The sequence below is a fragment of the Piscinibacter gummiphilus genome (assembly GCF_002116905.1).
Lineage (GTDB): Bacteria > Pseudomonadota > Gammaproteobacteria > Burkholderiales > Burkholderiaceae_C > Rhizobacter > Rhizobacter gummiphilus.
This window is the reverse complement of sequence record NZ_CP015118.1, coordinates 3237696-3263114: the sequence shown is the minus strand read 5'-3', so window position 1 is coordinate 3263114 and position 25419 is coordinate 3237696. Positions and strand designations below refer to the sequence as shown.

The window sequence follows — 25419 nt, the reverse complement described above, 5'->3', positions numbered from 1 at the left end:
CGCCAGTGAACGATTTGTCCAGACAGGGCGCCGCACCCGCCGCGCTCACCGACCCGATGGCCCGGGCGCTGTTCGAGCACCATCCGCACGCCGTGCTGCTGCTCGACACGTCGGGCCGGGTGCTGGCCGCCAATGCGGCCGCGGGGGCCCTCACCCGCGGCGGCCACCTCGCCGAGATCATCGCGCCGGCCTCGAGCGGCGACACGGCCGGCTGGCAGCATGCCCTCGCTGCGGGTGACACGTGGCGCGGCCCGCTCGTGGTCACGCGGGCCGACGGCACCCCTGCCACGGCCGACGTCGAACTGCTGCCGGCCAACGCCGGCACCCTGGGGCGCCTGTGCCTCCTCGCGGTCGCGCAGGGGACCGCGTCCCTGCCGGCCGACCTCGACATCGCCCCGGTGATGATCTGGTCCTCGGGCCCCGACAGCCTCTGCCAGGCCTTCAACAAGCCCTGGCTCGACTTCACCGGCCGCCCGCTGTCGGAGCTGCGCGGCGACGGCTGGGTGGCCGACGTTCACCCGGAAGACACCGAACGCTGCGTCGCGATCTACAAGACGAGCTTCGAGGAGCGGCAGCCCTTCACGATGGACTATCGCCTGCGCCGCCACGACGGCGCGTACCGCTGGGTGCTGTGCAGCGGCGTGCCGCGCCACGCGGCAGACGGGCGCTTCGACGGCTACATCGGCAGCTGCGTCGACATCCACGAACGCAAGGAGCTCGAAGAGCGGCTCGCCGAACACGCGCAGTCGCTTCGGCTGGCGGACCGACGGCAGAACGAGTTCCTCGCGATGCTGTCCCACCAGTTGCGAAGCCCGCTCGCGCCCATCGCGAACGCGGCGAGCGTGTTGCGCACCCTGGAAGACGGCCACCCCACCCTCACCCGCCTGCGCGAGATCATCGAGCGCCAGGTGGGCCGGCTGCGGCGGCTCGTCGACGACCTGGTCGACGTCACCCGCGTGATGCAGGGGCAGATCACGCTCGTGAAGGGTCGCGTGGCCGTGCGCGACCTGTTGCGCGCCGCCGCCGAGACCAGCCAGCCGAAGCTCGATGCCGCCGGCCACACGCTGCGCATCGACGCGCCGGCCGCGGCGCAGTGGGTGCTGGGCGACTCCATCCGGCTCGCGCAAGCGCTGAGCAACATCCTCTCGAACGCGGCCGCCTTCACGGCCGAACCGAGCGTGATCTCGGTGACGGCCAAGGTGTCCGGCGGCATGCTGCACATCGCCGTGCGCGACGAGGGCCAGGGCATCACGGCGGAATTCCTGCCGTACGTGTTCGACCTGTTCGCGCGGCACGACCTGCAGAGCGGCGGCAACCCCGGCGGTCTGGGCCTCGGCCTGCCGCTCGCGCGGCGCGTGGCCCAGCTGCATGGTGGCGACGTGAAGGCCTTCAGCGAAGGCGCCGGACAGGGTGCGGAGTTCGTGCTGTCCCTGCCCCTCGCTCCGGCCGACAGCGAACCCGCCCCCGCGCCGTCACGGGCGCCGCAGCATCCGTCGTTCCGCGTGCTGCTGGTCGAGGAGAACCCCGACGCCCGCTACCTGATGCGGCTGCAGATCGAGCTGTGGGGCCACCAGGTCGCCACCGCCGCGACCGTGGACGAGTCGCTGCGGCTGATCGATGGCTTCCGGCCCGAGGTGGTGCTGGGCGACATCGAGGGCACGGCCCCCGGGTCGTTCACGCCGCTGCGCGAACGGCTGGGCAGCCAGGCGGTGTTCGTGGCCCTCACGGGCTACGCGCAGCGCGAGGCCGAGGCCAACGCGCGGGCGCTGGGGTTCGATGCGGTGATCGTGAAACCCATGCGGCCCGACAGCCTGAACCGTGTGGTCGATCCGCTGCTGCACACGCCCGCGTGACCTGACCCTGCCCAACGTCAGCCCTTCTCGTCCAGCGGCACCGGTTCGCTGACCACGAGGTCGGCTTCGCCGCTGTTCGAGTATTCCTTCAGGCGGTTGTAGAGCGTCTTGAGGCTGATGCCCAGCGTCGCCGCGGTGCGCTCCTTGTGGCGACCGAGGTGGTCCAGCGTCGCGAGCGTGACCTGGCGGTCGATCTCGGCGAGCGGCGTGCCGATGCGCACGGTGATCATCGGCACCCCGCCGGTGGCGGCCTGCACCACCGGTTTCGGGTCGCTCTCCGCGCCCGGAAGGCACGGGTCGTGGATGGTGGTGTCGGTGGCCATCACGTAGGCGCGGTACACCACGTTGCGCAGCTCGCGCACGTTGCCCGGCCAGCCGTGGTGGCTGAGCTGCACCATGGCGTCGGGCGAGAAGCGCTTGGCGTTGCCTTCGCGCTCGGAGATCTGGTCGAGGAAGTGCGCGGCGATGAGCGGCACGTCCTCGCTGCGCTCTCGAAGGGCCGGCAGGTGGATCGGGAACACGTTGAGGCGGTACAGCAGGTCCTCGCGCAGCTTGCCGCTGCTCACGGCCTGCATGGGGCTGCGGTTGGTGGCCGCGATCATGCGCACGTCGGTCTCGAGCACCTGCGTGGAGCCCACGCGCATGAAGGTGCCGCTCTCCAGCACGCGCAGCAGCTTGACCTGCAGGTCGAGCGGCATCTCCGTGATCTCGTCGAGGAACAGCGTGCCGCCGCTCGCCCGCTCGAAGAAGCCCTGGTGCTGGCGGTCGGCGCCGGTGAAGCTGCCCTTCTCGTGGCCGAAGATCTCGCTTTCGATCAGGTGCGGCGAGATGGCGCCGCAGTTGACCGCGAGGAACGGCTTGTTGCGGCGTCGGCTCAGGTCGTGCACCGTGCGCGCGACCACCTCCTTGCCGGTGCCGCTTTCGCCGGTGATGAACACCGTGACGCTGGTCTCCGACACGCGCTCGATCTGGCGGTACACGTTGCGCATCGGGGCGGAGCGGCCCCACAGCGCACCGAAGTGCCCGTCGCGCTCCAGCGTTTCGAGCAGGTGGCGCGCCTCCGCCTTCAGCGTGGCGGGTTTCATCACGCGCGACAGGATGCCCTTGAGCTGCGTGAGGCTCATGGGTTTCACGAGGTAGTCGGCCGCGCCGAGGCGCAGCGCCTGGATGGACGTCTCGAGGCTCGCATGCCCGGTGACCAGCACGACCTCGGTGTTGGGCAGCGCCTTCAGGTCCTGCAGCAGTTCCATGCCGCTGCCGTCGGGCAGCTTCAGGTCGAGCAGAACGATGTCGGGTTCCTGCAGCGCGATCTGCCGGCGGGCATCGCGCAGCGACCCGGCGGTGGCCACGGTGAAGCCCTCGCTCGCGATGAGCATGGCCGTCGTTTCAGCCGAGTCCGGCTCGTCGTCCACTACCAGTGCGTGGGGCATTCAAAGTACTCCTGTCGATGGGTGGGGAACGCCGGCAGGCACGTCGCTTGCCAACACTGGAACAGGTCGATCACCCATCCCATCCCTCGGTCCATGTCCATCTGCTGCGTTCATCTGGACGAATTCCTCCGGCTCTGCAATGTGGCCTCGAGCACCACCGCGGAGGGGCGGTTGCCGAGGCTGTGGTTGTCTTCGACGCGCAGGAGCCGGAGCTTCTTGCACAAGGTGCGCTGCGCTTCCTGGCGCTGGCGGAACGCCCGCTGCCGGATGCCGCGCTGAAGGCTGTTGAATGAACTCATGGGTTCGTGCCTCCGATCTCCTTTCGACGGGACGGGCCCCGGCGAAGGCGAGGCGCGATGTTAGTCATCGTCCTCTCGGTGCTGTCCGCCAGATGTTTCAATTCGTGCCAATCGCCAGGGACCGTCCGGCTCAGTCCGGAATGAGCCATACGGATCATCAAAGCCAGCACGGGGGCCGCTTTGCGGGGAGCCTCGTTTCGAATGAACACGGGTCCATCATGTGATTCTTCGGGTTTTCCCGCAACGACTCGTTGCGGAATCGTCAGGATTTCACGGAAATCGGCCTGCGCACGCCGATTGCCTACGGCTTCGTGTGGCGTGCGGGGCGGAATCGATGGGGGTGGGGGCGGACAGCGCATGGCGGAGGACGGGACGGCAGTTCGAGGGACGCGCGTGCCCGTGAAGGCCCACGCCTGACACAACAACGGCCGATGCATCGCTCGACCGGCTTGCGGCGACTGTACGGACGGGCGGCGCCCCTCACTACCGGCGAGGGACGCCATTGCTTGTCGGACGGCACCTACAGCATGTCCCGCCGCGAAATCCCAACCTGACGGCAGTTCGCGTGCGCGCTTCAGAACCTTTTGCCGGATCGAGGGACGAAAGTCGCTCGAAGGACTAGGATTTGTCGGTAAACCGTCCGTGGCATGTGACTTGCCTCGAACTGGCCGACCGATCCCGAAAGGTTGTCCCCATGTCCGCCCCCGCCCCCCTCCGAACGTCCCCCGAGCACCAGCCGGTGGTCCTCTATGTCGAGGACCATCCGGTGAACGTGATGATCATGCAGGCGATGCTCAACCACCGGCCGCGCCTGCGGCTCGTCGTCGCCACCACGGGCGAGGAAGGCCTGCAGGCCGCGCGCCTCGAACGGCCCGACCTGCTGCTGCTCGACTTCCACCTGCCCGACTGCGACGGGGCCGAACTGCTCACGCAACTGCGCGCGGTCGAGGGCCTCGCGGACACACCCGCCGTCGCGGTGTCGGCCACCGACGACGGGGGCCGGCGCCTGGCCGGGTCCACGTTCTGCGAGTTCTGGGCCAAGCCGCTCGACGTGCACCGCACCCTGGACGCCATCGACAGGCTCATCGACGATCCCCCGCGCGCCCACCAGGACGCCACGCTCTTCGCCCACGCACGCTGAAGGACCCCCTGCCCATGAAATCCAGCATCGGAACCACCACCCCCGACACCGAAGCCGACCGCGACGCCGACGGCGTGCCCGACCAGGCCGAGCGTGACTTCGCCGAGGACGGGCGGCCTGCGGCCTCGCGGCCCGTTCCGCCCCCGAAACACGGCGAGCCCGCGAATGCGCCCGACGACGGCGGCCTCGAATCCAGCCGACCGCAGCACGGCGCCGTGCTGCCGCCCGCCCCGAACTGATGGGGGAACCCCAGCGGAAGGAGACACCGCATGACGTCCACGACCCGTGACCGCAAGCAGGCCCAGGCCACCGCCGGCCGGCACCGCGAGATCCAGCGCAGCCAGGACGAGGCCGACCGGCAGTCGGCGGCGAAGCCGAAGGCGTCGGCGGCCATCCAGGCAGGCGCCCGCGAGCAGCCCGCCGACCTCCCCGCGCAGCACCTCGACAAGCCCGGCGTCGAAGCCGAACTGGTGCTCAAGCCCCGCTTCCTCGCCCCCGACTACATGGGCAGCCAGAAGCTCCAGGGCAAGGCCACGCTGATCACCGGCGGCGACTCGGGCATCGGGCGCGCGGTGGCCGTGCTGTTCGCGCGTGAAGGCGCCGACGTGGGGATCGTCTACCTCGACGAACACGAGGACGCCGAGTACACCAAGCGGCTCGTCGAGGCGGAAGGCGGTCGCTGCCTGCTGCTGCCCGGCGACGTGAAGGACGCGGCCTTCTGCCAGCGGGCCGTCGAAAGCACCGTCTCGGCCTTCGGCAAGCTCGACGTGCTGGTGAACAACGCGGCCTTCCAGGAACACGCGGCGTCGATCGAGGACATCACCGAGGAACGCCTCGACGAGACCCTGCGCACCAACGTGCACGGCTACTTCCACATGGCGCGGGCGGCCCTGCCGCACCTGGGCCAGGGCGCGGCCATCATCAACACGGGCTCGGTGACGGGGCTCGAGGGCAGCCCGCAACTGCTCGACTACTCGGCCACCAAAGGCGCGATCCACGCGTTCACGAAAGCCCTCGCGCAGAACCTGCTGCCGCGCGGCATCCGCGTGAACGCGGTGGCGCCCGGGCCCGTGTGGACGCCACTCAACCCGGCGGACAAGCGGGCCGAGGATGTGGCGGAGTTCGGCAAGAAGACGGACATGAAACGCGCGGCGCAGCCGGAAGAGCTGTCTCCGGCCTACGTGTTCCTCGCGTCCCCCGTGTGCTCGGGGTACATCACCGGCATCGTGCTACCGGTGACGGGGAGTGTCGGCGCCGAGTGACGCCGGCGGCGGTCAGGCCTGCGGCTGGCGCCAGGCGGCGGTCACCGCGTTGCGCACCAGCGCGCGGGCGGAACGCACCGAGTGGATCGGGTCGGGTGTCTCGCGGCCCAGTTGGTCGAACCAGGCGGCCAGGATCGGGTGGCGGTTCACCAGGGGTTCCCAGCTCGAACGCCATGCGCGCGGAAGGTCGAGGTACGGGACGAGTGTCTCGGCCTCGTCGCGCGGCAGGTCGGCGCCGAGGCGGCCGTCCATCACCTTGCCGATGTCGAACAGGAACGCGGCGGCGGAACACACCTGCTGCAACTCGTCCACGTAGAACGGCAGCGGCTTGAGCGTGCGGGGATCGTGGTCGGCGTCCATCGCCAGTTCGGCGGCGAGGATGGCGGCCTCGAACAGGCCGTGGCGGCCCGTGTGGTGATCGGTGGCGGCGGGCTGGGTCAGGAAGTGATCGAGGTGGCCGCTCGACTCCAGCACCTGGGCGATGAACACCTGCAGGTCCGGCGCCCAGCGCTTGCACAGGCAGGCGAGGCGGTAGACCAGCGTGGTGGGCACCTGGAGGTGCGACAGGTTGCCGGAGTTCATCCGGTTCACCACGTCCGACAACAGGTCCCGCTTCAGGTACTTCCGGCGGCCCATGAAGCCCGAGGTGGGCAGCTGGTCGGCCGGCAGCACGTGACGGGAGCTGTTGGGTGAGTCGAAAGCCAATTCAGTCTCCTTCACGTTGGAGACTTGATTCTGCGGCGGGAGCGATTGCACGAACCCCTGAATTGCTGTGCAATCTGCCGCTTTATTGCCGCCTTTTTGGGCATCAGAGTTGGGGGCCCAGCCAGGATGCCAAATGTTCCCAGGCCTTTTCTCGCCAGGGGCGTTGCGACCACGCCTCGAAGGTGATCGACTTGCGCGCGCTGCGGATGGCTTCCAGCATCGGCGGGAAGATCTCGGCGCCGTGCTGCAGGTCGCTCACGCGGTCGCCGTCGAGCACTGGCGCGGACAGCAGCGAGGACATCGTGCGCCGGAACTGCGGGTCGTGCGTGCCGCAGGTGGACTCGACGCGGGTCTCCAGCGTCTTCTCGCCGCCGCCGAGGTTGAGCGCCAGCAACACGACGAAGAGCGTCGCGATCGCGGTGGCGGAGACGAGCAGGAAGGGACGGTGTCGGCGCATGAGCGGCATTGTTCGGTGGATGCCCGCCGGCGGGCCACCCAGCGCGGTCGGAGGCAGTCCCGCGACGCTGTAGGCGCATTTCCCTTTTTGTCGGCGAGCCCCGGACAACGCCCGGCCACGGCCTACCATTTGCCGCATGCAAGCCGACCCCGACGACGTTCCCCGATCCCCGCAGCCCCGAGCGAAACGCTGGCTCGTGGGCGGGCTGCTCGCGTTCGGCGCGATGGGAGTGGTGCTCGCGGCCTGGATCTCCGTCGTGGTGGGCTCGGCGCCGGGTGTGTCGGCGCTGAAGGAGGTGCAGAGCGCCCGGCCCAGCACGCTGCTCACCGCGGACGGCCAGCCACTCGGCGTGTTCCGCCGCGAGAAGCAGGCCCGCGTGTCCCTCGCGGAAATCTCGCCCGAGGTGGTCCACGCGCTGATCGCCACCGAGGACCACCGCTTCTTCGACCACCCCGGCATCGACGTGCGGCGCACCGCCAGCGCCCTCCTCCACACCGCACGCGGTGACCTGCAGGGCGGCTCGACGATCACGCAGCAGCTCGCGCGCAACCTGTTCCCCGAGGAGATCGGCCGCTCGCGCTCGCTGCACCGCAAGCTCAAGGAAGTGGTGACGGCGCTGCGCATCGAGCAGGTCTACACGAAGGACGAGATCCTCGAGCTGTACCTCAACACCGTGCCGTTCTTCTACAACGTCGTGGGCGTCGAGATGGCGGCGCGGACCTACTTCGACACCACGGCCCGCGAGCTCGACGCGCTGCAGGCCGCCACGCTCGTGGGCATGCTCAAGGGCACGCAGTACTACAACCCCGTGCGCCATCCCGAACGGGCGGAGAAACGCCGCAACGTGGTGCTGGGCCAGATGGCCCGACACGGCTACCTGACGGAGGACCGCCGCAAGGAACTGGCCGGCCGGCCGCTCGCGGTGCAACTGCGCCACCAACCCGAGAACGACAGCATCGCGCCGCACTTCGTGGCGTTCGTGCGCAAGTGGCTGCTCGACTGGGCCGAGGCCCGCGACGTCGACCTGTACGCCGATGGCCTGGTGATCGAGACCACGATCGACGCGCGCCTGCAGGCCGCCGCCAACGAGGCCGTGGCCACGCAGGCGGCGAAGCTGCAGCAGGTGGCCGATGGCGAGTGGGGCCAGGCGGGGCTGCGGCCCGCGTCGTTGAAGTCGTCCACCTCGGACCGTCCGGCCGCGCCCTTCGCGCACCTGTGGAAATCGCGGCCCGACCTGCTCACCGCGTTCGCCCGCGAGGCGCCTGAGTACCGCGAGGCGGTCCGCACCGGTGCCTCACCCGAGGCCGCTCTGAAGGCCGTGATGGCCGACGGCGAGGCCCTGTCGCGCCTGAAGCGCCAGCGCACGCGGCTCGAGGCGGGCCTGCTCGCGATGGACCCGGCCAGCGGCGAGGTCAAGGCGTGGGTGGGCAGCCGCGACTTCGAGACCGACCAGTACGACCACGTGGCCCAGGCCGAGCGGCAGCCCGGTTCGACGTTCAAGCCCTTCGTGTACGGCGCGGCGCTGGAGGCCGGCATCGGCCCCAACCGCACGTACGTCGACGGCCCCGTGGAGATCCCGCTCGGCGACGGCCGGGTGTGGAAACCCACCGACATGTCGGGCACGAGCGGCCAGCCGATGACGCTGCGCGACGGTCTCACCTTCTCGAAGAACACCATCACCGCGCAGGTGATGCAGGAGGTGGGCGTGGCACCCACGGTGGCGCTCGCGAAGGCGCTCGGCGTGGACCGCAGCCCGCTCGACGCGGTGCCGTCGCTCGCGCTCGGCACGAGCCCGGTCACGCTGCTCGAGATGGTCAACGCCTACGCGTCCATCGCCCGCAGCGGCCTGCACCACGACCCGGTGTTCGTGCGCCGCATCACCGACCGGAACGGGCGTGTGCTGGCCTCGTTCGGCGGGGCCTCGCGGCAGGCCATGTCGGCGGACTCGGCCGTCGAGCTGATCGACATGATGCGCGGCGTGGTCGTGCGCGGCACCGGCACGATGGTGCGCTCCCGCTTCGGCATCACGGCCGACGTCGCCGGCAAGACCGGCACCACGCAGAACAACACCGACGGCTGGTTCGTGCTGATGCACCCGCAGCTGGTCGCGGGCGCCTGGGTCGGCTTCAACGACGCCCGGGTCACCATGCGCAGCAGCTACTGGGGCCAGGGCGGCCACAACGCCGTGCTGCTGGTGGGCGACTTTTTCCGGGACACGCTCAAGCGCCGCGCGATCGACCCCGCCGCCACCTTCCCGCCGTCGCGCCAGCCGGTGCTGCCCGCCACGCCCACCGACCCGGACGGCTGGGACGAGGACAACGGCGGCGAACCGGGAGGCGACTGGCAGGAGGGCCCCGAGCGCCCGCCCGTGCCCCCGGTCAACTCGGCGGACGAGCCCGCCCTGTCGTCCAACTCACCCAAGACCTCGAGCGAGCTGGATGTGTTGCTCCGGTTGGACAGTGCGCAAGTTCTTTACACGGACCGCTGATCGATCGGAATCGGTGCCGTTAAAATGAGAATCGTTGTCATTCTGGATTTCTCCAGAACCGGTTCCATTTTCCCGAAGCACCCTCCCCCATGAAAAACCTGACGCCCGTGGCCCTCGCCGCAGCGATGGCCTGCGCCTCGATCGCGGCCCATGCCCAGACGGCCACCACCTCCTCCTCGACCGACACCACGCTGCAGGCCGTGAAGGTCACCGCCAGCGCCGACGCCTCGGCCGAAGGCCTGTCGCCCGCCTACGCAGGCGGCCAGGTGGCCCGCGGCGGCCGCGCCGGCATTCTCGGCACGAAGGACAACATGGAAACGCCGTTCAGCATCACGGCGTACACCAACGAACTCATCCAGGACAAGCAGGCCAAGAGCGTCGGCGACGTGCTGCAGAACGATCCGTCGGTGCGGGTCGCCCGCGGCTTCGGCAACTTCCAGGAGTCGTACTTCATCCGCGGCTACCTGCTCGGCTCCGACGACATCGCCTACAACGGCCTCTACAGCCTGCTCCCGCGCCAGTACATCGCCACCGAACTCTTCGAACGCGTCGAGGTGCTGCGTGGCGCCTCCACGTTCCTGACCGGCGCCAACCCGAACGAAGGCGGCCCCGGCGGCTCGATCAACCTGCTGCCCAAGCGCGCGCCGAACGAACCACTGACCCGCGTCACGGCCGGCGTTGCCAGCGGCGGGCAGTACACGCTGTCGACCGACGTGGCGCGCCGCTTCGGTCCCGACCAGAGCACCGGCGTGCGCGTCAACCTCGCCGGTCGCACGGGTGGCACGGCGGTCGACGACGAAAAGGGCAAGCTCGGTCTCGCCGCCGTGGGTGTCGACTGGCGCGGCGACAACGTGCGCCTCTCCGCCGACCTCGGCTGGCAGGACAACCGCCTCGACCGCACCCGCACGAACGTCGCGTTCGACGGCGTGACGGTGATGCCGTCCGCACCGGACAACAAGACCAACTGGGCCCAGCCCTGGTCGTACTCGAACGAGCGCGATGTCTTCGGCACCGTGCGTGGCGAATGGGACGTCAACGAACACGTGACGGCCTGGGCGGCCGCGGGCATGCGCCGCACCAAGGAAGCCAACGTGCTGGGCAACCTGACCGTCACGAATGGCAGCACGGGCGAAGGCAACTTCTACCGCTTCGACAACACCCGCGAGGACAAGGTCACCACCGGTGAGATCGGCGCCCGGGGCAAGTTCGTCACCGGTCCGGTCAAGCATGAAGTGGTCACCGCGGTCTCGCAGTTCCAGCTCGAGAAGAAGAACGCGTACGTGATGGACTTCTTCAACCGCATCCCGACGAACCTCTACGACCCGGTCCAGACGCCGCTGCCGCCGGTCAGCGGGACGGCATTCCGCGGCAACGACCTGGCCAATCCCTGGCTGAACGGCGTGACCCGCCTCGACAGCGTCGCGCTCGGGGACACCCTGTCGATGCTCGACGACACGCTGCAGGTCACGCTCGGCATCCGTCACCAGTCGTTCGAAACCACGGACATCCCGTACGGCTCGCAGACGGGCACGACCACGAAGAGCAGCCGCAACTCCCCGGCCGTGGCGGCGATCTACAAGCTCGACAAGCAGGTGTCGCTGTACGCCAACTACGTCGAGGCCCTCGCCCAGGGCAAGACCGCCCCGCTCACGAGCACCGGCGGCCCGGTGACCAACGGCGGCCAGACGCTCGACCCCTATGTGTCCCGCCAGAAGGAGATCGGCGCGAAGTTCGATGCCGGGAACATCGGCGGCACGCTCGCGATCTTCTCGTCGAGCCGCCCGCGCGCGGCCGGCGTGGACCCGCAGCTCTACTTCAAGAACGACGGCAAGGAAGTCAACGAGGGGGTCGAAGTCACCGCATTCGGCAAGCCGTTGCGCAGTGTTTCGGTGCTGGGCGGCGTCACGTGGCTCGACGCGAAACAGAAGGACACCAACGCCGGCACGTTCGATGGCAAGCGCACGATCGGCGTGCCGGAGTTCATGGCCAACGTGGGCGCCCAGTGGGACCTGCCGTACGTGCGCAACCTGTCGCTCGACGGTCGCCTGGTCTACACGGGCAGCGTGTTCGCCGATTCCGCGAACACGCTGAAGGTGCCGGCCTGGACCCGCTTCGACGCCGGCGTGCGCTACATCGTGGCGGTGCAGGAAAATCCGGTCACGCTTCGCCTGCGCGTCGACAACGTGTTCGACAAGGACTACTGGGCCTCGTCAGGCGGCTACCCGGACAACGGCTACCTCGCCGCCGGCAACCCGCGCACGATCTCCCTGAGCGCCAGCGTCGACTTCTGATCGACGAACGGCCCGGCCGGGAGGCCGGGCCGGGGTTCAGGCAGGATGGGCCGGCAACACCGTGCCTTCCACCCGCCCGAACCCGATGCGCCGCGCACCGTCGCGCTCGCACCAGGCGGTGAAGGTGACGGTGTCGCCATCCTGCAGGAACGTGCGCGACTCGCCGCCGGGCAACACCACCGGCTGCTTGCCACCGCGGGTGAGTTCGATCAGCGAACCCGACTCCGACTCGTCCGGTCCCGACTGCGTGCCGGTGCCCAGCAGGTCGCCCGGCTGCAGGTTGCAGCCGTTGACCGTGTGGTGCGCCACCATCTGCGCCACGCTCCAGTACGCGTGCCGGAAGCTGCTGCGCGACACCGCCGCGGCGGCATCGCCCTTCCCTCGCATGGCCGCCGTCTGCAAGGCTGCGGTGACCTGGATGTCGATGGCCGCGCGCTGCCGGTGCCCGGCGCTGTCGAGGTACGGCAGCGGCTGCGGATCGCCCTCGGCGCGGGTCCATGGCAGGCGGAACGGTTCGAGCGCCTCGAGCGTGACGATCCACGGCGAAATGGTGGTCGCGAAGTTCTTCGCGAGGAAGGGCCCGAGCGGCTGGTACTCCCAGCCCTGCACGTCGCGCGCGGACCAGTCGTTGAGCAGGCACAGCCCGAACACATGGGACTCGGCGGCGTCGAGCGCCACGGGCTCGCCCAGCGGGTTGCCCGCGCCGATGAACACACCCAGTTCCAGCTCGTAGTCGAGGCGTGCGCTCGGCGCGAGGACCGGCGCGGTCGCCCCCGGCGCCATCGTCTGCCCATGGGGACGACGCACCTGCTGGCCGGACACCCCGATCGACGACGAGCGCCCGTGGTACCCGATGGGCACCCACTTGTAGTTCGGCAGCAGCGGCGCGTCGGGCCGGAACAGCGCCCCGACGCGCGTGGCGTGGTGGACGGACGTGTAGAAGTCGGTGTAGTCGCCGATGCGGGCCGGCACGTGGTACTCGGCGTCGCGCTGCGGCACAAGGCAGCGCGACAACGCCGTGGGCGAGTCGCCCGCGAGGGCCCGCGACAGCGCGAGCCGCAGCGCGGACGCGGAGAACTGCCCCTTCGCCATCAAGGCGTTCAGCGAGTCCCCCGAGGCCGCCCTCGCTGCCTCGGCCGCGAGCCCGTCGAGCAGGCCCGCCGCGGCGGCCAGGTCGACGATCTCGTCGCCGATGGCCACGCCGCCTCGCCAGGCCTCCGCGCTGCCGGCGCGCCGGAACACCGCGAACGGAAGGTTCTGGATCGGGAAATCGTGCCCCGGCGTGTTGGCCGATGGCACCCAGCTGTGCCGGGCGGGATCGTGGGTCTCGTTCATGGTGTGGCTCCCGGGTCGACGAAACGTTTGCGCAATCCCTGCCAGCAGTCCGCGTAGTCGGCCTGCAGTTGGGGCGACGCGAGCGCGAAGGCGGTGGGCCTGAGCAGGCAGCGGGTCTCGAACATGAATGCCATCGTGTCCTCGATGACGTGCGGGACCGTGGTGTCGGCGCGGATCGCCTTCTCGAAGGTGTCCGCGTCCGGCCCATGCCCGGTCATGCAGTTGTGCAGGCTGGCGCCGCCCGGAACGAAGCCACCGGCCTTCGCGTCGTACGCGCCGTGCACCAGGCCCATGAACTCGCTGGCGATGTTGCGGTGGAACCAGGGCGGGCGGAAGGTGTCCCGCATCGCGAGGATGCGGGGCGGGAAGATCACGAAGTCCACCGTGTCCACCCCCGGCGTGTCGCTCACCGATTGCAGCACCAGGAAGATCGACGGGTCCGGGTGATCGAAGCTGATCGAGCCGATCGCGTTGAAGCGGCGCAGGTCGTACTTGTACGGCGCGAGGTTGCCGTGCCAGCCCACCACGTCGAGCGGCGAATGGCCGATGGGGGCGCGCCACAGGTGGCCGCCGAGCTTGGCGACGAGTTCGAACGCGCCCTCGCGGTCCTCGAACGCGGCCACGGGTGTCAGGAAATCGCGCGGCTGCGCGAGGCCGTTCGAGCCGATGGGCCCGAGGTCGGGCAGCCGCAGCGCTGCGCCGAAGTTCTCGAGCACGTAGCCGCGCGCCACGCCGTCGGGCAGCTCCACGCGAAAGCGCACGCCGCGCGGAATCACCGCGATCTCCTGTGGCTCGAGGTCGATCACCCCGAGTTCGGTCGCCAGCCGCAGGCGGCCGTGTTCGGGCACGATCAGCAACTCGCCGTCGGCGTCGTAGAAGAACCGTTCGGTCATCGACCGGTTGGCCGCGTAGACGTGGATGCCGCAGCCGCTCTGGTGGTCCGGGTGGCCGTTGCCGGCCATCGTCACCAGGCCGTCGACGAAGTCCGTGGGCGCGTCGGGCAGCGGCCGTGGATCCCACCGCAGCGGGTTCGGGGGCGTGGGCACCTGCTGGAAGTCGCTCGTGAAGCGCGATGCCGCCATCGCCTCGAACCGCCCGTGCACCGCGGCCGGCCGGATGCGGTACAGCCACGAGCGCCGGTTGTCCGCCCGCGGCGCGGTGAACGCGGTGCCCGACAACTGCTCCGCGTACAGCCCGTGGGCCACGTGCTGCGGCGAGTTGCGCCCGACGGGCAGCGTGCCCGGGATCGCCTCGGTGGCGAAGGTGTTGCCGAAGCCGCTCTGGTACGACATGGCGTCTCCTTTCGGAAGGACAGGTTCAGGCGCGCGGGCCGGCCACCAGGCGCAGCAGGCGCATCATTTCTCGTGATTCCTCCGGCGCGAGCCGCGCACCGATGCGGCGGTCGTGTTCGCACACGGCCTCGGTGATGACCTTCAGGTCCTCGATGCCCTTCGGGGTCAGCACGAGGCCGTAGGCCCGGCGGTCCTCGGGCGACGGCACCCGCTCCACGTACCCCATGGCGGCCAGCGCGTCCACGAGCAGCACCGCGCCCGAGCGGGCGATGCCGAGGATGCGGGCGAGCTGGGTCAGCTTGAGCTGCGCGTTGCGCGAGATCACCGTGAGCGCCGAGAAGCGCTGCGGCGTGATGCTCCACGGCGCGAGGGTGGCGACGAAGTCCTCGTAGATCAGCAACTGGGCGCGGCGCACGCCATAGCCGAGCAGCGAGTCGAGCACGCCATAGTCGATGCCGGGAACGTGCGGCTCGAAATGGTCGGTGGGCAGTTCGGTGTCGACACTCGATGTCATGCCGTTTCCTCACGATGGGTCGAAGACAGTCCGAGGTACGTGTCGATCACGCGCGGGTTGTCGCGCAGGTCGGCCGCCGGCCCTTCGAGCGTGATGCGGCCGTTCTCGAGCACGTGGCCGTGGTGGGCCACGCGCAGCGCGGCGCGGGCGTTCTGTTCGACCAGCAGCACCGAGATGCCGTCGTCCGGCAGCTTCGCGATCACCTGGAACATCTCGCCGACGATGCGTGGCGCGAGCCCCAGGCTGGGTTCGTCGAGCATCAGCAGCTTCGGCCGCGCCATCAGCGCGCGGCCGAGGGCCAGCATCTGGCGTTCTCCGCCCGACAGCGTGCGCGCCTCCTGCTGCCGGCGTTCCTTCAGGCGCGGGAACAGCGCGTAGACCTTTTCCAGGTCGTCCGCCGAGCGCCGGTCGCGCCGCTTGCGATGCAGGTACGCGCCCAGCACGAGGTTGTCCTCGACCGGCATGCTGCCGAACAGCTCGCGCGTCTCCGGCACCAGGCACAGGCCGCGTTCGCAGCGCTGCGGTGCGGTCAGGGCGCCGATGTCCTCGCCTGCGAACCTCACCGCGCCACGGCTGGTGCCGGGCTTGAGCAAGGCACCCATCAGCGCGTTGAGCAGCGTCGACTTGCCGGCGCCGTTGGGGCCGATCAGCGTGGCGATGCGGCCGGCTTCCACCGCGAGGTGGATGTCGGGCAAGGCCTCGACGATGCCGTAGCGGACCTGCAGGCCCGTGGTTTCCAGGAGGATGCTCATGCGTCCACTCCGCCCAGGTAGGCCTCGATCACCTTCGGATCCTGCTGCACGTCCGCAGGGCGGCCCGCGGCGATGCGTGTCCCGAAGTCCATCACCACCAGCCGGTCGGCGAGGTTCATCACGAACTCCATGTCGTGTTCCACCAGCAGCACGGCCATGCCGCCGGCGCGCAGTTCGCGCAGCAGTTCGGCGAGGCGGCGCTTCTCCTGCAGGCGAAGGCCCGCGGCCGGTTCGTCGAGCAGCAGCAGCGACGGTTCGCAGCACAGCGCGCGGGCGATCTCGACGAGGCGCTGCTGGCCGAGCGCCAAGGTGCCGGCCTCGCGGAACAGCTCGTCGCCGAGGCCCACGCGGCGCAGCTGGCGCGCGGCTTCGGCGCGCAGGCGCTCCTCCTCGCGACGGTTCAGGCGCAGCAGGCTCGCCACCACGCCCCCGTCCGGACGGAAGTGCCCGTGCAGGTGGGCACCGATGGCGACATTGTCCAGCACGCTCATGCCCGACACGAGCTGCACGTGCTGGAACGTGCGCGCGATGCCGCGCGCGACGATGCGCCGCGCCGGCAGCCCCGAGATCACCTGCCCACGCAGGCTCACCGACCCGCGGGTCAGCGACAGCACGCCGGTGATCAGGTTGAAGGTGGTGGACTTGCCCGCGCCGTTGGGGCCGATCAGCCCGACGATCTCACCCGCCGCCACCTGCAGGTCGATGTCATCGACGGCCACGAGCCCGCCGAACTCCTTGCGCGCACCCTTCACGTCGAGCACCCCCTCCCCGGCCTTAGGCGGGGCGACCGCGGGGCCGTGCGGCTGGGTCGTGGCGGGCATCGGCACGGGTTTCGGCGCCGGCTTGAACCGCGCCGCCACCGCGGCCCACAGGCCTTCGGGCGCCCGCTGCAGCACCACCACGAGCAGCACGCCGAACAGGATCAGCTCGAGGCTGCCCCCGGTGTTCCACTGGGCCGGCAGCGCCTGCTGGGCGAACTCCTTCAGCAGCGTGACGACCACGGCGCCGGCGATGCCGCCCCACACGTGGCCGATGCCGCCGATCACGGCCATGAACAGGTACTCGATGCCGTGGTTGAGCCCGAACGGCGACGGGCTGACGGCGCGCTGCACGAAGGCGTACAGCCAGCCGGAGAGCCCCGCCAGCAGCGCGGCGTAGACGAAGATCACGATGCGCGCCCGCGCGCTGTTCACGCCCATCGCCTCGGCCATCGTGGCCGTGCCGTTGAGCGCGCGGATGGCACGCCCCGGACGCGAGTCGAGCAGGTTGCGGATGGACAGCGCGGCAAGCGCCACGACGATCCACACGAGCACCGCCATCGACCGCTGGTCCCCGAACGAGAAGCCCGGCAGGGACAGCACCGGCAGCCCGCTCAGCCCGTCGTATTTGCCGAGGAACTCGAGGTTGCCGAACAGGTAGTAGAGCGCGAGGCCCCACGCGATGGTGGCGAGCGGCAGGAAGTGCCCCGACATGCGCACCGTGATGGCGCCGATCAGCAGCGCCGACACGCCGGTGAGCGCCAGCGCCGCCGGCAGCGCGAGCCACGGCGACAGGTTCAGCACCACGGTGAAGTAGCCCGCGGTGTAGGCCCCCAGGCCCACGAAGGCCGCCTGGCCGAACGACGTGAGCCCGCCCACGCCGGTCAAGAGCACGAGGCCCATCGCGACGAGACTGGACAGGCCGATGTAGACGAGCAGCGTGATGGCGTACTCGGACACCGGCCACCACGGCAGCGTGGCCAGCGCCAGCACGGCCACGAGGGAGACGATGGCGTTGCGGCTCATTCGTCGTCCCCATGGCCACTGGTGAGCGACCGCCACAGCAGCACCGGCACGATCAGGCCGAACACGATGACCTCCTTGAAGGCGCTGGCCTCGAAGGACGCGTATGACTCGAGCAGCCCGACCAGCAAAGCACCCGCGGCCGCGGCCGGATAGCTCACCAGGCCGCCGAAGATGGCGCCCACGAAGCCTTTCAGGCCGAACAGGAAGCCCGAATCGAAGTAGACGGTGGCGAGCGGTGCGATCAGCACGCCGCACAGCGCGGCGATCAACGCGGCCAGCGTGAACGCGGAGCGCCCCGCGCCCTCGGCGCTGATGCCCACCAGCTGCGCGCCGCGCCGGCACACGGCTGCGGCCCGCAGCGCCTTGCCGCTGATGCTGCGGCGGAAGAAGAGGAACAGCCCCGTGATGAGTGCGGCGGTGGCCAGCAGCACGAGCAGGATCTGGCCCGACACGGACTGCGCGCCCAGTTCGAAGCGCACGTCCCACAGCGGCTGCGCGCGCCAGCCCTCGGCGCCGAACAGCATCAGGCCCGCGCCGATCAGCACGAAGTGCACCGCGACGGACACGATCAGCAGCACGAGCACCGAGGCCTCGGCCACCGGCTGGTAGCCGAGCCGGTACACCATGGCGCCGAACGGCACGATCAGCAGCAGCACGAGCACCACCTGCACCACCACCGGCAGCGTATGACCCTCCACGCCCTTGAAGATGGCGAACAGCACGAGCGGCACCACCACGTGGCGCAGCGCCCCCGGCAGCAGCGTGCTCACCGGCGACCGGCCTCGCCAGGCCACGAGGTCGAACACGAAGCAGAGGCCGCCCAGCAGGAGCAGCAGCCACACCGGCTGCGGCAGCCCGCCGTTCTGAAGCGCGACGAGGCTCAGCGCGGCGAACGTCATCAGTTCGCCGATGGGGATGAAGATCACCCGGGTGATCGAGAACACGAGCACCAGCCCGAGGGCCAGCAGCACGTAGATGGCGCCGGTGGCGATGCCGTCCTGCGCCAGCATCATCAGGATGGTCAGGTCCATCAGCGCACGCGGAAGAAGCTCAACTCGACGCGGTCGGGGAACCGCGCCCCGGTGCCGACGAACAGCGATTCCATCAGCCAGGTCCAGCGGGGGGCGGCGGTCTCGAACCGGGGCGTGGTGCGGAAGTACACGAGGTCGGGGTCGACCGGGATCCCCCGGTTGATCTTCTCGACGATCTCGGCCGGCGCCACGCGCATGCCGCGGTTCTCGAGGTAGATCTGCTCGCCGTCGTCGGTCTCCAGGATGTAGCGCGCCTCGATGAAGGCCTGCGTGGGCGTGGTGATCAGCTGGAAGTCGGCGCCGCCCGGCAGCACCTTCGCGAAGAGCTGCGGCCCGTTCACCCGGCCCGCGGTGATGGGGATCAGGCGGCGGCGCCCCACCGGGGTCAGGCCGATGTCGATCGGGCGGCCGACCTCGATGATGCAGTCGGCCACCCGCTCGAGGCGGGGTTCCTGGAGCGGCAGCGCGGCGGTCACTTCTGCAGGACCCACTTGCCGTTCTCGACCTTCACGACGGCCACGCCGCGCTGGTCGAAGCCGTAGTGATCGGTGGCCGAGTAATTCAGCACGCCGTGCGAGATGACGATGTCGCGTTCGGATTCCAGCGCGTCCTTCAGGGCCTGGCGGAACTCCGGCGTGCCCGGCTTCGCCTTCTTGAGGGCCACCGGCACGATGCGCTGCAGCACGAGCTGCGCGTCGTACGCGTGGGCGCCGAACTGCGTGCGGCTGTCGGGGCCGTACTGCTTCTCGTAGCGGGTCACGTAGTCGGTGGCGGGCCCTTTGACCGGGTTGCCCTTTTCCAGTTGCTCGGCCACCAGCACCGGGCCGGCGGTGAGCACCGTGCCCTCGACGGCCTTGCCCCCCACGCGGATCAGGTCCTTCGTGGCCGCGCCGTGCGTCTGGTAGATCGGGCCGGTGAAGCCGCGCTCGCGCAGCGTGGTCTGCGGCAGCGCGGCGGCGGTGCCGGCGCCGGCGATGAACACGGCCTGCGGGCGAGCGGCCACGAGCTTGATGGCCTGGCCCATCACGCTGGTGTCGGCGCGCGCGTAGCGCTCGACGCCGACGATCTGGATGCCGGCGGATTCGGCGCGCAGCGTGAACTCCTTCAGCCACGTCTCGCCGTAGGCGTCGGCGAAGCCGATGAAGCCCACGGTCTTGATCTTGTCGGCGCGCATGCGCTGCACGATGGACGTGGCCATCAGGCCCACCGGCTGGGCGATGCGGTAGGTCCACTCGCCCTTGCCCTTCGGCAGCTCGATGGGCGAGAACGCGATCTGCACGGTCTTGCCCTCGGCCGCCACCTCGGACATCGCGATGGACGGGGCCACCGACGAGGAGCCGAGGATGATGTCGACCTTCTCCTCCGAGACGAACTTGCGGGCGTTTTTCGTGGCCGTGGTGGGGTCCGACGCGTCGTCGAGCACGACGACCCGCAGCTTCTCGTTGCCGATCTTCTCGGGCCAGAACGGCAGGCTGTTCTTCTGGGGAATGCCCAGCGAAGCCGACGGCCCCGTCTGCGACATGCTGATGCCGATGGTCACGTCGGCATGGGCCACGGCGGCGGCGCACGCGAACGCGGCGGCGAGGGTCCGGGGGATCGTCGTGTTCTTCATGGGTCTCCTCAGGTTGGAAGCGTGGAATTGTCGGTGTTGTCGCGGGATCAGGGTGTCGCCTTCGTGGCGAGCGTGCCACGGCGCATCTGGTCGAGCTCGATCGACTCGAACAGGGCCTTGAAGTTGCCCTCGCCGAAGCCCTCGTTGCCCAGGCGCTGGATGAACTCGAAGAAGATGGGCCCGAACTGGTTCTCGGTGAAGATCTGCAGCAGCAGCGCCTCCTTCGTGCCGTCGAGCAGGATCTTGCGCTGGCGCAGCGCCTGCAGGTCCTGGCCGTGGCCGGGGATGCGCGTGTCCACCGCCTCGTAGTAGGTGTCGAGCGTGTCGAGCAGCTGGATGCCGTTGGCGCGCATCGCGTCCACCGTCTTCACGAGCCCCGTCGACGACAGCGCGATGTGCTGGATGCCCTCGCCGTGGTACGCGTCCAGGTACTCCTGGATCTGCCCGGCCTGCTCCTTGCCCTCCTCGTTGATCGGGATGCGGATCAGCCCGCACGGCGACGTCATCGCCTTCGACTTCACGCCGGTCACCTGGCCCTCGATGTCGAAGTAGCGGATCTCGCGGAAGTTGAAGAGGCGCTCGTAGAACTGCGCCCACTCCTGCATGCGGCCGCGGTGCACGTTGTGGGTGAGGTGGTCGATGACCTTGAGGCCGTGGCCCTCCGGCTCCGGATCGGCGCCGGCGGCCAGCGGCAGGAAGTCGACGTCGTAGATGCTGATGTTGCCGATGGCCCCGGGCGCGGCGCCGTCCTTGCCGTGCCAGCGGTCCACGAGGTAGATCAGCGAGTCGCCCACACCCTTGATGGCGGGGATGTTGAGTTCCATCGGGCCGCTCTGGCCGTCGAAGCCCCACGCACCCAGTTCGAGCGCGCGGCGGTATGCTTGGTTGGCGTCCTGCACCCGGAACGCGATGGCGCACACCGAGGGTCCGTGCAGGCGCGCGAAGCGCTGCGCGAAGGAGTCGGGCTCGGCGTTGATCAGGAAGTTGATCTGGCCCTGCCGGTACAGCGTGACCTTCTTGTGCCGGTGCCGTGCAATGGCCTTGAAGCCCATGCGTTCGAACGTCGCGCCCATCGCGGCCGGGTCCGGCGCGGCGAACTCGATGAACTCGAAGCCGGCGGTGCCCATCGGGTTGTCCCAGGTCTGGAAGGCCATGTCGATGCTCCTTGGTCGGAAGAACGAGGGAGAAGGGGAATGCTAGCGGGGCGCGGCGAGCGATTGCGGATCGAAACCCGCGAGGCGCTTGTAGCGCAGCGCGATGTCGGCGAGTTCCTCGGCGGGAATCACCTGGTGGATGTCGGTGAAGCCCTGCGGCGCACGCTCGTGGGCGATCTGCATGACCTGCTCCGGCCCGTTGAGCCGGTTGCGCAGCACGATGGCGGCGGTCTTCGGGAGGCGGTCGGCCTCGTATTCGAGCAGGCCCTGCGGTGGCGTGGTGGCGGCCTGCAGCCGGTCGGCGAGGCAGCGGGCGTCGAGGATGGCCTGGGCGCTGCCGTTGGAGCCGATGGGGTACATCGGGTGGGCGGCATCGCCCAGCAGCACGGTGCGGCCGGACACCCAGCGCGGCAGCGGGTCCTTGTCGACCATCGGGAATTCGTAGACGGCCTCGGCGGTGTCGATGAGCGCCGGAATGTCGATCCAGCCCCAGCGCCAGTCGGCGAACTGCGTGTCGAACAGCGACTTCGGCACCTCGCGGTTCCAGTCGTTGTGCATGCTCTCGGGCGACACGCGCAGTTCGGCGATCCAGTTGATCAGCGAGCGGCCGCGACGGCGCAGCGGTTCGGAGATGGGGTACGCGACGAACTTCTGGTCCTGGTGGCCCGCCATGAACATGGAGCGGCCGTCGAGGTAGGGCTCCGCCTCGCTGACCGCGCGCCACAGCATGCGGCCGGAGAACTGCAGCGGATCGCGCTGCGGGTGCATCTGGCGGCGGATGGCGGAGTGGATGCCGTCAGCGGCCACCAGCACGTCGAAGCGGCGGCGTTCGAGCGCCCCGTCACGGGCGCGCAGCAGCACGATGCTGCCGTCGCCATCGTCTTCCCAACCCTCGGCCTTGAGGCCCAGGTGAAGCGCACCGGTGCCCAGGCGTTCCTTCGCGGTGGCGGCCAGCAGCATCTGGAACTCCCCGCGGTGCACCGAGTACTGCGGCCAGGCGTAGCCGGCGGCGATGCCCCGAGGCTCCTGCCAGATGGGTTGTCCGTGGCGGTTGTAGTAGGCGAGTCGGGACGTCTCGACGCCCAGTTCGGCGATGCCCGGCTGCAGACCGAGGTCGGCCATCTCGCGCATGGCGTGGGGCAGCAGGTTGATGCCGACCCCGAGCGGCCGCAGTTCGGCCGCTGCCTCCATCACCTCGCATTCGATGCCCCGCTGGTGAAGCATCAGGGCCAGCGACAAGCCGCCGATCCCCGCGCCGACGATCCCGACTTTCATCCGCGACCCATCCGGAAAGTTTGACGATGCGCAAATGTTATGTGGGATAACAATGTGTCGCCATGGTGGAAAACCAGCACGCCCCGACACCCTGCGGAACCCCCTAGTTTCCAGCCCGCTCACGCTGCGGAGCGGACCCGGATCGACGCAACAATCTGCGGGCCCGATGTGCGGCCCGAGGAACACGCGTTGAAACTTCCGTCCTGTCTCGTCTTGCTGCTTGCCCTGCCGGTGGTGTCGCCCGCATGGGCCGACTGCATCGACGACGCGGCCGACCGCCACGGCGTGCACCCCCACGTGCTGCGCGCCATCGGCTGGCACGAAAGCCGGCTGCGGCCCGAGGCCGAGGCGCTCAACCGCAACGGCACGCGCGACATCGGGGCGTTCCAGATCAACAGCATCCACCTGCCCCGGCTCGTGCGCCACGGCATCGACGCCCGCGCGCTGAAAGACGGCTGCGTGTCGTCCGAGGTGGCCGCGTGGCACTACCGCCAACAGGTCGACCGCCATGGCAACACGTGGCGGGCCGTGGGCGCGTACCACTCGAACACGCCGGCCCGTGCGGCCTGGTACGCCAATGCCATCGTGTCGGTGCTGATGCGATGGCGGGTGGTGCCGGCCGGGCCGCTGCCCTACCCCGCGGCCGCGACGCTGGCGCCGCGGCGGTCCGCCGCCCCGGCCCTTGCCTCGTTGCCTGCGGCCGCCCCACTCGACGCCCCCGTCTTCGACGACGGCGCCCTCCTTGCCAGATCCACCTCCGGCGACACCCTCGCCAGTCCGCCATGAACCACTTCACCTCCAGCGACGTGCAACTGTCCACCGACGTGCGCCAGGGCATCGCCTCGTCGGTGCGGCATGCGCTGCTGTTCGCGCACTCCATCACCGACATCATGATCCACGAGGGGCGCCCGATGATGGCCAAGTCGGCCAAGGGCACCCGGCCGCTGCACGAACTGTTCCCGTCCATCCCCGACTTCGTGGTCACCCGCGAGCACATCGTGTGCTACCTCGCCGGCTACGTCGAGGGCGAGGTGCGCCACGAGAACGTGCAGCACTACTGGGACACGAAGCTGCGCCCCATCCTCGAGTCGCGCCGCACCGCGAACTTCCGGCTCGACGGCCTGGGCGCGCATTCGCTGCGGTACACGCTGTTCCTGCACGCGGGCGGCCAGCTGGGTCTGGCCATGCGCATCACCCCGGCCGCCATCACGCCGCTGAACCAGCTCGCGCTGCCGGTGCAGCTGCGGTCCACGCTCACCGAGGCCACGTCCGGCTTCATGGCCATCACCGGTCCCACCGGGGCGGGCAAGACGGCCACGGCCATGTCCATCCTCGACCACCACAACCGCACCCACTCCGGCCACATCGTGACCATCGAGGACCCCGTGGAACTGAAGCTCGTGCCGCAGAAGTGCATGGTGACGCAGCGCGAGGTGGGCTACGACGTGACCTCGTTCGCCGACGGCATGCGCGACTCGCTGCGCATGAGCCCCGACGTGATGCTCACCTCCGAGATCCGCGACTCGGAGACGGCCGAGGTGGTGATCCAGGGCGGCGAATCGGGTTCGCTGATGCTCGCCACCATGCACGGCCGCACCACCACCGGCACCCTGCGCAAGATCCTCAGCTACACCGGCAACAACGCCGTGGTGCTGCGGTCCGTGCTGGCCGGCAGCCTGATCGGCGTGGTGCGCCAGGCCCTCGTGCCGTCGGTCAAGGGCGACCGCTACCTGCTGGCGGCCGACGTGCTGTTCAACGTGGGCAAGGTCACCCAGTTCATCGAGTCGGGCGACTGGATCGGCCTCGAGGCCGCCATCCGGGAGGAGAAACTGGGCGCCAGCGAGTTCATCAGCATGAACACGCGGCTGGCCGATCTGGTGAAGCAGGGCGAGGTGGACGCGGCCGAGGCCATGCGGGAAACTTCGGACATGCCGGGGCTCAAGCGCAAGCTGGCGCAGCGCTGAGGGGCGCTGGCATCGCCGCCTGCGCCTCCCGCGGCCCGCCACCTGCCCTCCGCCACAAGCCCATGTCCGCATCGCCTTCCGGCAACCCATCCCGCACGATCCGCCCCGCCCGGCCCGAGGAGGCCGAACGGCTGTGCCGGGCCGAGCAGCTCACCGTGGCGTCCGAGGAAGGGCTGCTCGTGTCACACGCCGACGAACTCGACGTGCACGCGTTCCGCGAACGCATCCAGCAGGCCACGCTGGGACACGCCCGCTACCAGGTGGCCGAGGCACACGGCGATCTCGTGGCCCACGGCTCGCTGTGGCCCATGGCGCCGCGGGCGCTGTCGCACGTGCTGCGGCTGGACCTGTGTGTGCACCCGGGCTACCGGCAGCGCGGCCACGGCCGGGCCCTGCTGGCCGACCTGCTGCAGTGGGCCCGCACGGCCTCCTCGGCCCACAAGATCGAGCTGCTCGTGCGCGCGAGCAACACCCCGGCCATCGCTCTCTACCACGCCATGGGGTTCACCGAGGAAGGCCGGCTGGAACATCGCGTTCGGCTGCGCGACGGCGCCTGGGTCGACGACCTCAGCCTGGCGCTGTTCCTCTGAACCCGGCGCGCCCTCAGCGGACCACCCTTCGCCCTTCGCCCTTCGCCCTTCGCCCTTCGCCCCTCGGCGCTCTCGGATCGCGGACCGAAAGACGAGGCGAGAGGGTCACCCCCCTCGCCTCGCCGTTCGACGCCGAACGCTTCTGTCAGCGTTCCGCGGAGCGGGCAACCCGGCAGAACCGGGCGCCTGC

General features: G+C 69.8%; 22 protein-coding genes and 1 pseudogene. 10 read left to right on the top strand and 13 right to left on the bottom strand.

Annotated features, from left to right (window positions below):
• Positions 1 to 5: 5 nt before the first annotated feature.
• On the top strand, positions 6 to 1853 hold the full coding sequence (locus A4W93_RS14575) for a PAS domain-containing hybrid sensor histidine kinase/response regulator (protein WP_157131660.1): 1848 nt from the start codon (positions 6 to 8) through the stop codon (positions 1851 to 1853).
• A gap of 17 nt (positions 1854 to 1870) precedes the next feature.
• On the opposite strand, the gene A4W93_RS14570 is transcribed toward A4W93_RS14575, so the two are convergent.
• The gene (locus A4W93_RS14570) at positions 1871 to 3283 is read right to left on the bottom strand and encodes a sigma-54-dependent transcriptional regulator (protein ID WP_085751287.1); all 1413 of its coding nucleotides are present in this window, start codon (positions 3281 to 3283) and stop codon (positions 1871 to 1873) included.
• Positions 3284 to 3330: 47 nt separating this feature from the next.
• Here A4W93_RS14570 and A4W93_RS29670 point away from each other — a divergent pair, with 47 nt between their 5' ends.
• The 4 genes from A4W93_RS29670 to A4W93_RS14550 all read left to right on the top strand — a co-directional run bounded on the left by A4W93_RS29670 (position 3331) and on the right by A4W93_RS14550 (position 5985).
• Positions 3331 to 3576, top strand: a complete 246-nt coding sequence (locus A4W93_RS29670; RefSeq protein WP_157131659.1) for a glycosyltransferase family protein — start codon at positions 3331 to 3333, stop codon at positions 3574 to 3576.
• A 700-nt stretch (positions 3577 to 4276) separates the two neighbouring features.
• On the top strand, positions 4277 to 4723 hold the full coding sequence (locus A4W93_RS14560) for a response regulator (protein ID WP_085751285.1): 447 nt from the start codon (positions 4277 to 4279) through the stop codon (positions 4721 to 4723).
• 14 nt (positions 4724 to 4737) lie between these two features.
• Positions 4738 to 4962, top strand: coding sequence for a hypothetical protein (locus A4W93_RS29665; protein WP_099959906.1), 225 nt, complete (start codon positions 4738 to 4740; stop codon positions 4960 to 4962).
• A gap of 30 nt (positions 4963 to 4992) precedes the next feature.
• On the top strand, positions 4993 to 5985 hold the full coding sequence (locus A4W93_RS14550) for an SDR family oxidoreductase (protein ID WP_085751283.1): 993 nt from the start codon (positions 4993 to 4995) through the stop codon (positions 5983 to 5985).
• Between the two features lie 12 nt (positions 5986 to 5997).
• On the opposite strand, the gene A4W93_RS14545 is transcribed toward A4W93_RS14550, so the two are convergent.
• Positions 5998 to 6690, bottom strand: coding sequence for a hypothetical protein (locus A4W93_RS14545; protein ID WP_099959905.1), 693 nt, complete (start codon positions 6688 to 6690; stop codon positions 5998 to 6000).
• Positions 6691 to 6793: 103 nt separating this feature from the next.
• Positions 6794 to 7147 (bottom strand): hypothetical protein, encoded by a 354-nt coding sequence (locus tag A4W93_RS14540; protein WP_085751281.1) that lies wholly within the window; start codon positions 7145 to 7147, stop codon positions 6794 to 6796.
• 136 nt (positions 7148 to 7283) lie between these two features.
• On the opposite strand from A4W93_RS14540, the gene A4W93_RS14535 reads away from it, so the two are divergent.
• Positions 7284 to 9635 (top strand): penicillin-binding protein 1A, encoded by a 2352-nt coding sequence (locus A4W93_RS14535; protein WP_085751280.1) that lies wholly within the window; start codon positions 7284 to 7286, stop codon positions 9633 to 9635.
• A gap of 89 nt (positions 9636 to 9724) precedes the next feature.
• Positions 9725 to 11926, top strand: a complete 2202-nt coding sequence (locus A4W93_RS14530; protein ID WP_085751279.1) for a TonB-dependent receptor — start codon at positions 9725 to 9727, stop codon at positions 11924 to 11926.
• A 36-nt stretch (positions 11927 to 11962) separates the two neighbouring features.
• Here A4W93_RS14530 and fahA read toward each other — a convergent pair whose 3' ends face one another.
• From fahA to A4W93_RS14480, 10 genes are read right to left on the bottom strand one after another with little or no spacing between them, the layout of a single operon-like run.
• Positions 11963 to 13261, bottom strand: coding sequence for a fumarylacetoacetase (gene fahA / locus A4W93_RS14525; protein ID WP_085751278.1), 1299 nt, complete (start codon positions 13259 to 13261; stop codon positions 11963 to 11965).
• A complete protein-coding gene (gene hmgA, locus A4W93_RS14520) occupies positions 13258 to 14553 on the bottom strand; it encodes a homogentisate 1,2-dioxygenase (RefSeq protein ID WP_085751277.1) in 1296 nt (431 codons plus the stop codon). The genes fahA and hmgA overlap by 4 nt, the downstream gene beginning before the upstream one ends.
• A 25-nt stretch (positions 14554 to 14578) precedes the next feature.
• Positions 14579 to 15067, bottom strand: a complete 489-nt coding sequence (locus A4W93_RS14515; RefSeq protein WP_085751276.1) for a MarR family winged helix-turn-helix transcriptional regulator — start codon at positions 15065 to 15067, stop codon at positions 14579 to 14581.
• Complete coding sequence (locus A4W93_RS14510) at positions 15064 to 15819, bottom strand: ABC transporter ATP-binding protein (protein ID WP_085751275.1); 756 nt, start codon at positions 15817 to 15819, stop codon at positions 15064 to 15066. Before A4W93_RS14510 ends, A4W93_RS14515 begins: the two co-directional genes overlap by 4 nt.
• Positions 15816 to 17603, bottom strand: coding sequence for a branched-chain amino acid ABC transporter ATP-binding protein/permease (locus tag A4W93_RS14505; protein WP_085751274.1), 1788 nt, complete (start codon positions 17601 to 17603; stop codon positions 15816 to 15818). Before A4W93_RS14505 ends, A4W93_RS14510 begins: the two co-directional genes overlap by 4 nt.
• The gene (locus A4W93_RS14500) at positions 17600 to 18634 is read right to left on the bottom strand and encodes a branched-chain amino acid ABC transporter permease (RefSeq protein WP_085751273.1); all 1035 of its coding nucleotides are present in this window, start codon (positions 18632 to 18634) and stop codon (positions 17600 to 17602) included. Before A4W93_RS14500 ends, A4W93_RS14505 begins: the two co-directional genes overlap by 4 nt.
• Entirely contained in the window at positions 18634 to 19125 is a 492-nt protein-coding gene (locus A4W93_RS14495; RefSeq protein ID WP_237357542.1) for a DUF3237 domain-containing protein, read from the bottom strand. The genes A4W93_RS14500 and A4W93_RS14495 overlap by 1 nt, the downstream gene beginning before the upstream one ends.
• Positions 19107 to 20246, bottom strand: a complete 1140-nt coding sequence (locus A4W93_RS14490) for an ABC transporter substrate-binding protein (RefSeq protein ID WP_085751272.1) — start codon at positions 20244 to 20246, stop codon at positions 19107 to 19109. Before A4W93_RS14490 ends, A4W93_RS14495 begins: the two co-directional genes overlap by 19 nt.
• A gap of 47 nt (positions 20247 to 20293) precedes the next feature.
• Positions 20294 to 21400, bottom strand: coding sequence for a 4-hydroxyphenylpyruvate dioxygenase (gene hppD / locus A4W93_RS14485; protein ID WP_085751271.1), 1107 nt, complete (start codon positions 21398 to 21400; stop codon positions 20294 to 20296).
• Between the two features lie 42 nt (positions 21401 to 21442).
• Complete coding sequence (locus A4W93_RS14480; protein WP_085751270.1) at positions 21443 to 22675, bottom strand: flavin-dependent oxidoreductase; 1233 nt, start codon at positions 22673 to 22675, stop codon at positions 21443 to 21445.
• Positions 22676 to 22864: 189 nt separating this feature from the next.
• Between A4W93_RS14480 and A4W93_RS14475 the strand changes: the two are divergent.
• The 3 genes and pseudogenes from A4W93_RS14475 to A4W93_RS14465 form a co-directional block, all read left to right on the top strand.
• Positions 22865 to 23296: pseudogene (locus tag A4W93_RS14475) on the top strand (lytic transglycosylase domain-containing protein); the annotation flags it as partial.
• 161 nt (positions 23297 to 23457) lie between these two features.
• Positions 23458 to 24639, top strand: a complete 1182-nt coding sequence (locus tag A4W93_RS14470) for a type IV pilus twitching motility protein PilT (RefSeq protein ID WP_157782160.1) — start codon at positions 23458 to 23460, stop codon at positions 24637 to 24639.
• A 62-nt stretch (positions 24640 to 24701) separates the two neighbouring features.
• Positions 24702 to 25229 carry a GNAT family N-acetyltransferase gene (locus A4W93_RS14465; RefSeq protein WP_085751267.1) on the top strand — a complete coding sequence of 176 codons (528 nt, stop codon included), beginning with the start codon at positions 24702 to 24704 and terminating at the stop codon, positions 25227 to 25229.
• The last annotated feature ends 190 nt before the right edge of the window (positions 25230 to 25419 follow it).

Coding starts and splice junctions, on each gene's coding strand:
- A4W93_RS14510 (WP_085751275.1), bottom strand. CDS start 15,819: ATGAGCATCCTCCTGGAAACCACGGGCCTGCAGGTCCGCTACGGCATC.
- A4W93_RS14515 (WP_085751276.1), bottom strand. CDS start 15,067: ATGACATCGAGTGTCGACACCGAACTGCCCACCGACCATTTCGAGCCG.
- A4W93_RS14570 (WP_085751287.1), bottom strand. CDS start 3,283: ATGCCCCACGCACTGGTAGTGGACGACGAGCCGGACTCGGCTGAAACG.
- A4W93_RS14540 (WP_085751281.1), bottom strand. CDS start 7,147: ATGCGCCGACACCGTCCCTTCCTGCTCGTCTCCGCCACCGCGATCGCG.
- A4W93_RS14535 (WP_085751280.1), top strand. CDS start 7,284: ATGCAAGCCGACCCCGACGACGTTCCCCGATCCCCGCAGCCCCGAGCG.
- hmgA (WP_085751277.1), bottom strand. CDS start 14,553: ATGTCGTACCAGAGCGGCTTCGGCAACACCTTCGCCACCGAGGCGATC.
- hppD (WP_085751271.1), bottom strand. CDS start 21,400: ATGGCCTTCCAGACCTGGGACAACCCGATGGGCACCGCCGGCTTCGAG.
- A4W93_RS14550 (WP_085751283.1), top strand. CDS start 4,993: ATGACGTCCACGACCCGTGACCGCAAGCAGGCCCAGGCCACCGCCGGC.
- A4W93_RS29665 (WP_099959906.1), top strand. CDS start 4,738: ATGAAATCCAGCATCGGAACCACCACCCCCGACACCGAAGCCGACCGC.
- A4W93_RS14490 (WP_085751272.1), bottom strand. CDS start 20,246: ATGAAGAACACGACGATCCCCCGGACCCTCGCCGCCGCGTTCGCGTGC.
- A4W93_RS14560 (WP_085751285.1), top strand. CDS start 4,277: ATGTCCGCCCCCGCCCCCCTCCGAACGTCCCCCGAGCACCAGCCGGTG.
- A4W93_RS14480 (WP_085751270.1), bottom strand. CDS start 22,675: ATGAAAGTCGGGATCGTCGGCGCGGGGATCGGCGGCTTGTCGCTGGCC.
- A4W93_RS14505 (WP_085751274.1), bottom strand. CDS start 17,603: ATGAGCCGCAACGCCATCGTCTCCCTCGTGGCCGTGCTGGCGCTGGCC.
- fahA (WP_085751278.1), bottom strand. CDS start 13,261: ATGAACGAGACCCACGATCCCGCCCGGCACAGCTGGGTGCCATCGGCC.
- A4W93_RS14465 (WP_085751267.1), top strand. CDS start 24,702: ATGTCCGCATCGCCTTCCGGCAACCCATCCCGCACGATCCGCCCCGCC.
- A4W93_RS14470 (WP_157782160.1), top strand. CDS start 23,458: ATGAACCACTTCACCTCCAGCGACGTGCAACTGTCCACCGACGTGCGC.
- A4W93_RS14530 (WP_085751279.1), top strand. CDS start 9,725: ATGAAAAACCTGACGCCCGTGGCCCTCGCCGCAGCGATGGCCTGCGCC.
- A4W93_RS14500 (WP_085751273.1), bottom strand. CDS start 18,634: ATGGACCTGACCATCCTGATGATGCTGGCGCAGGACGGCATCGCCACC.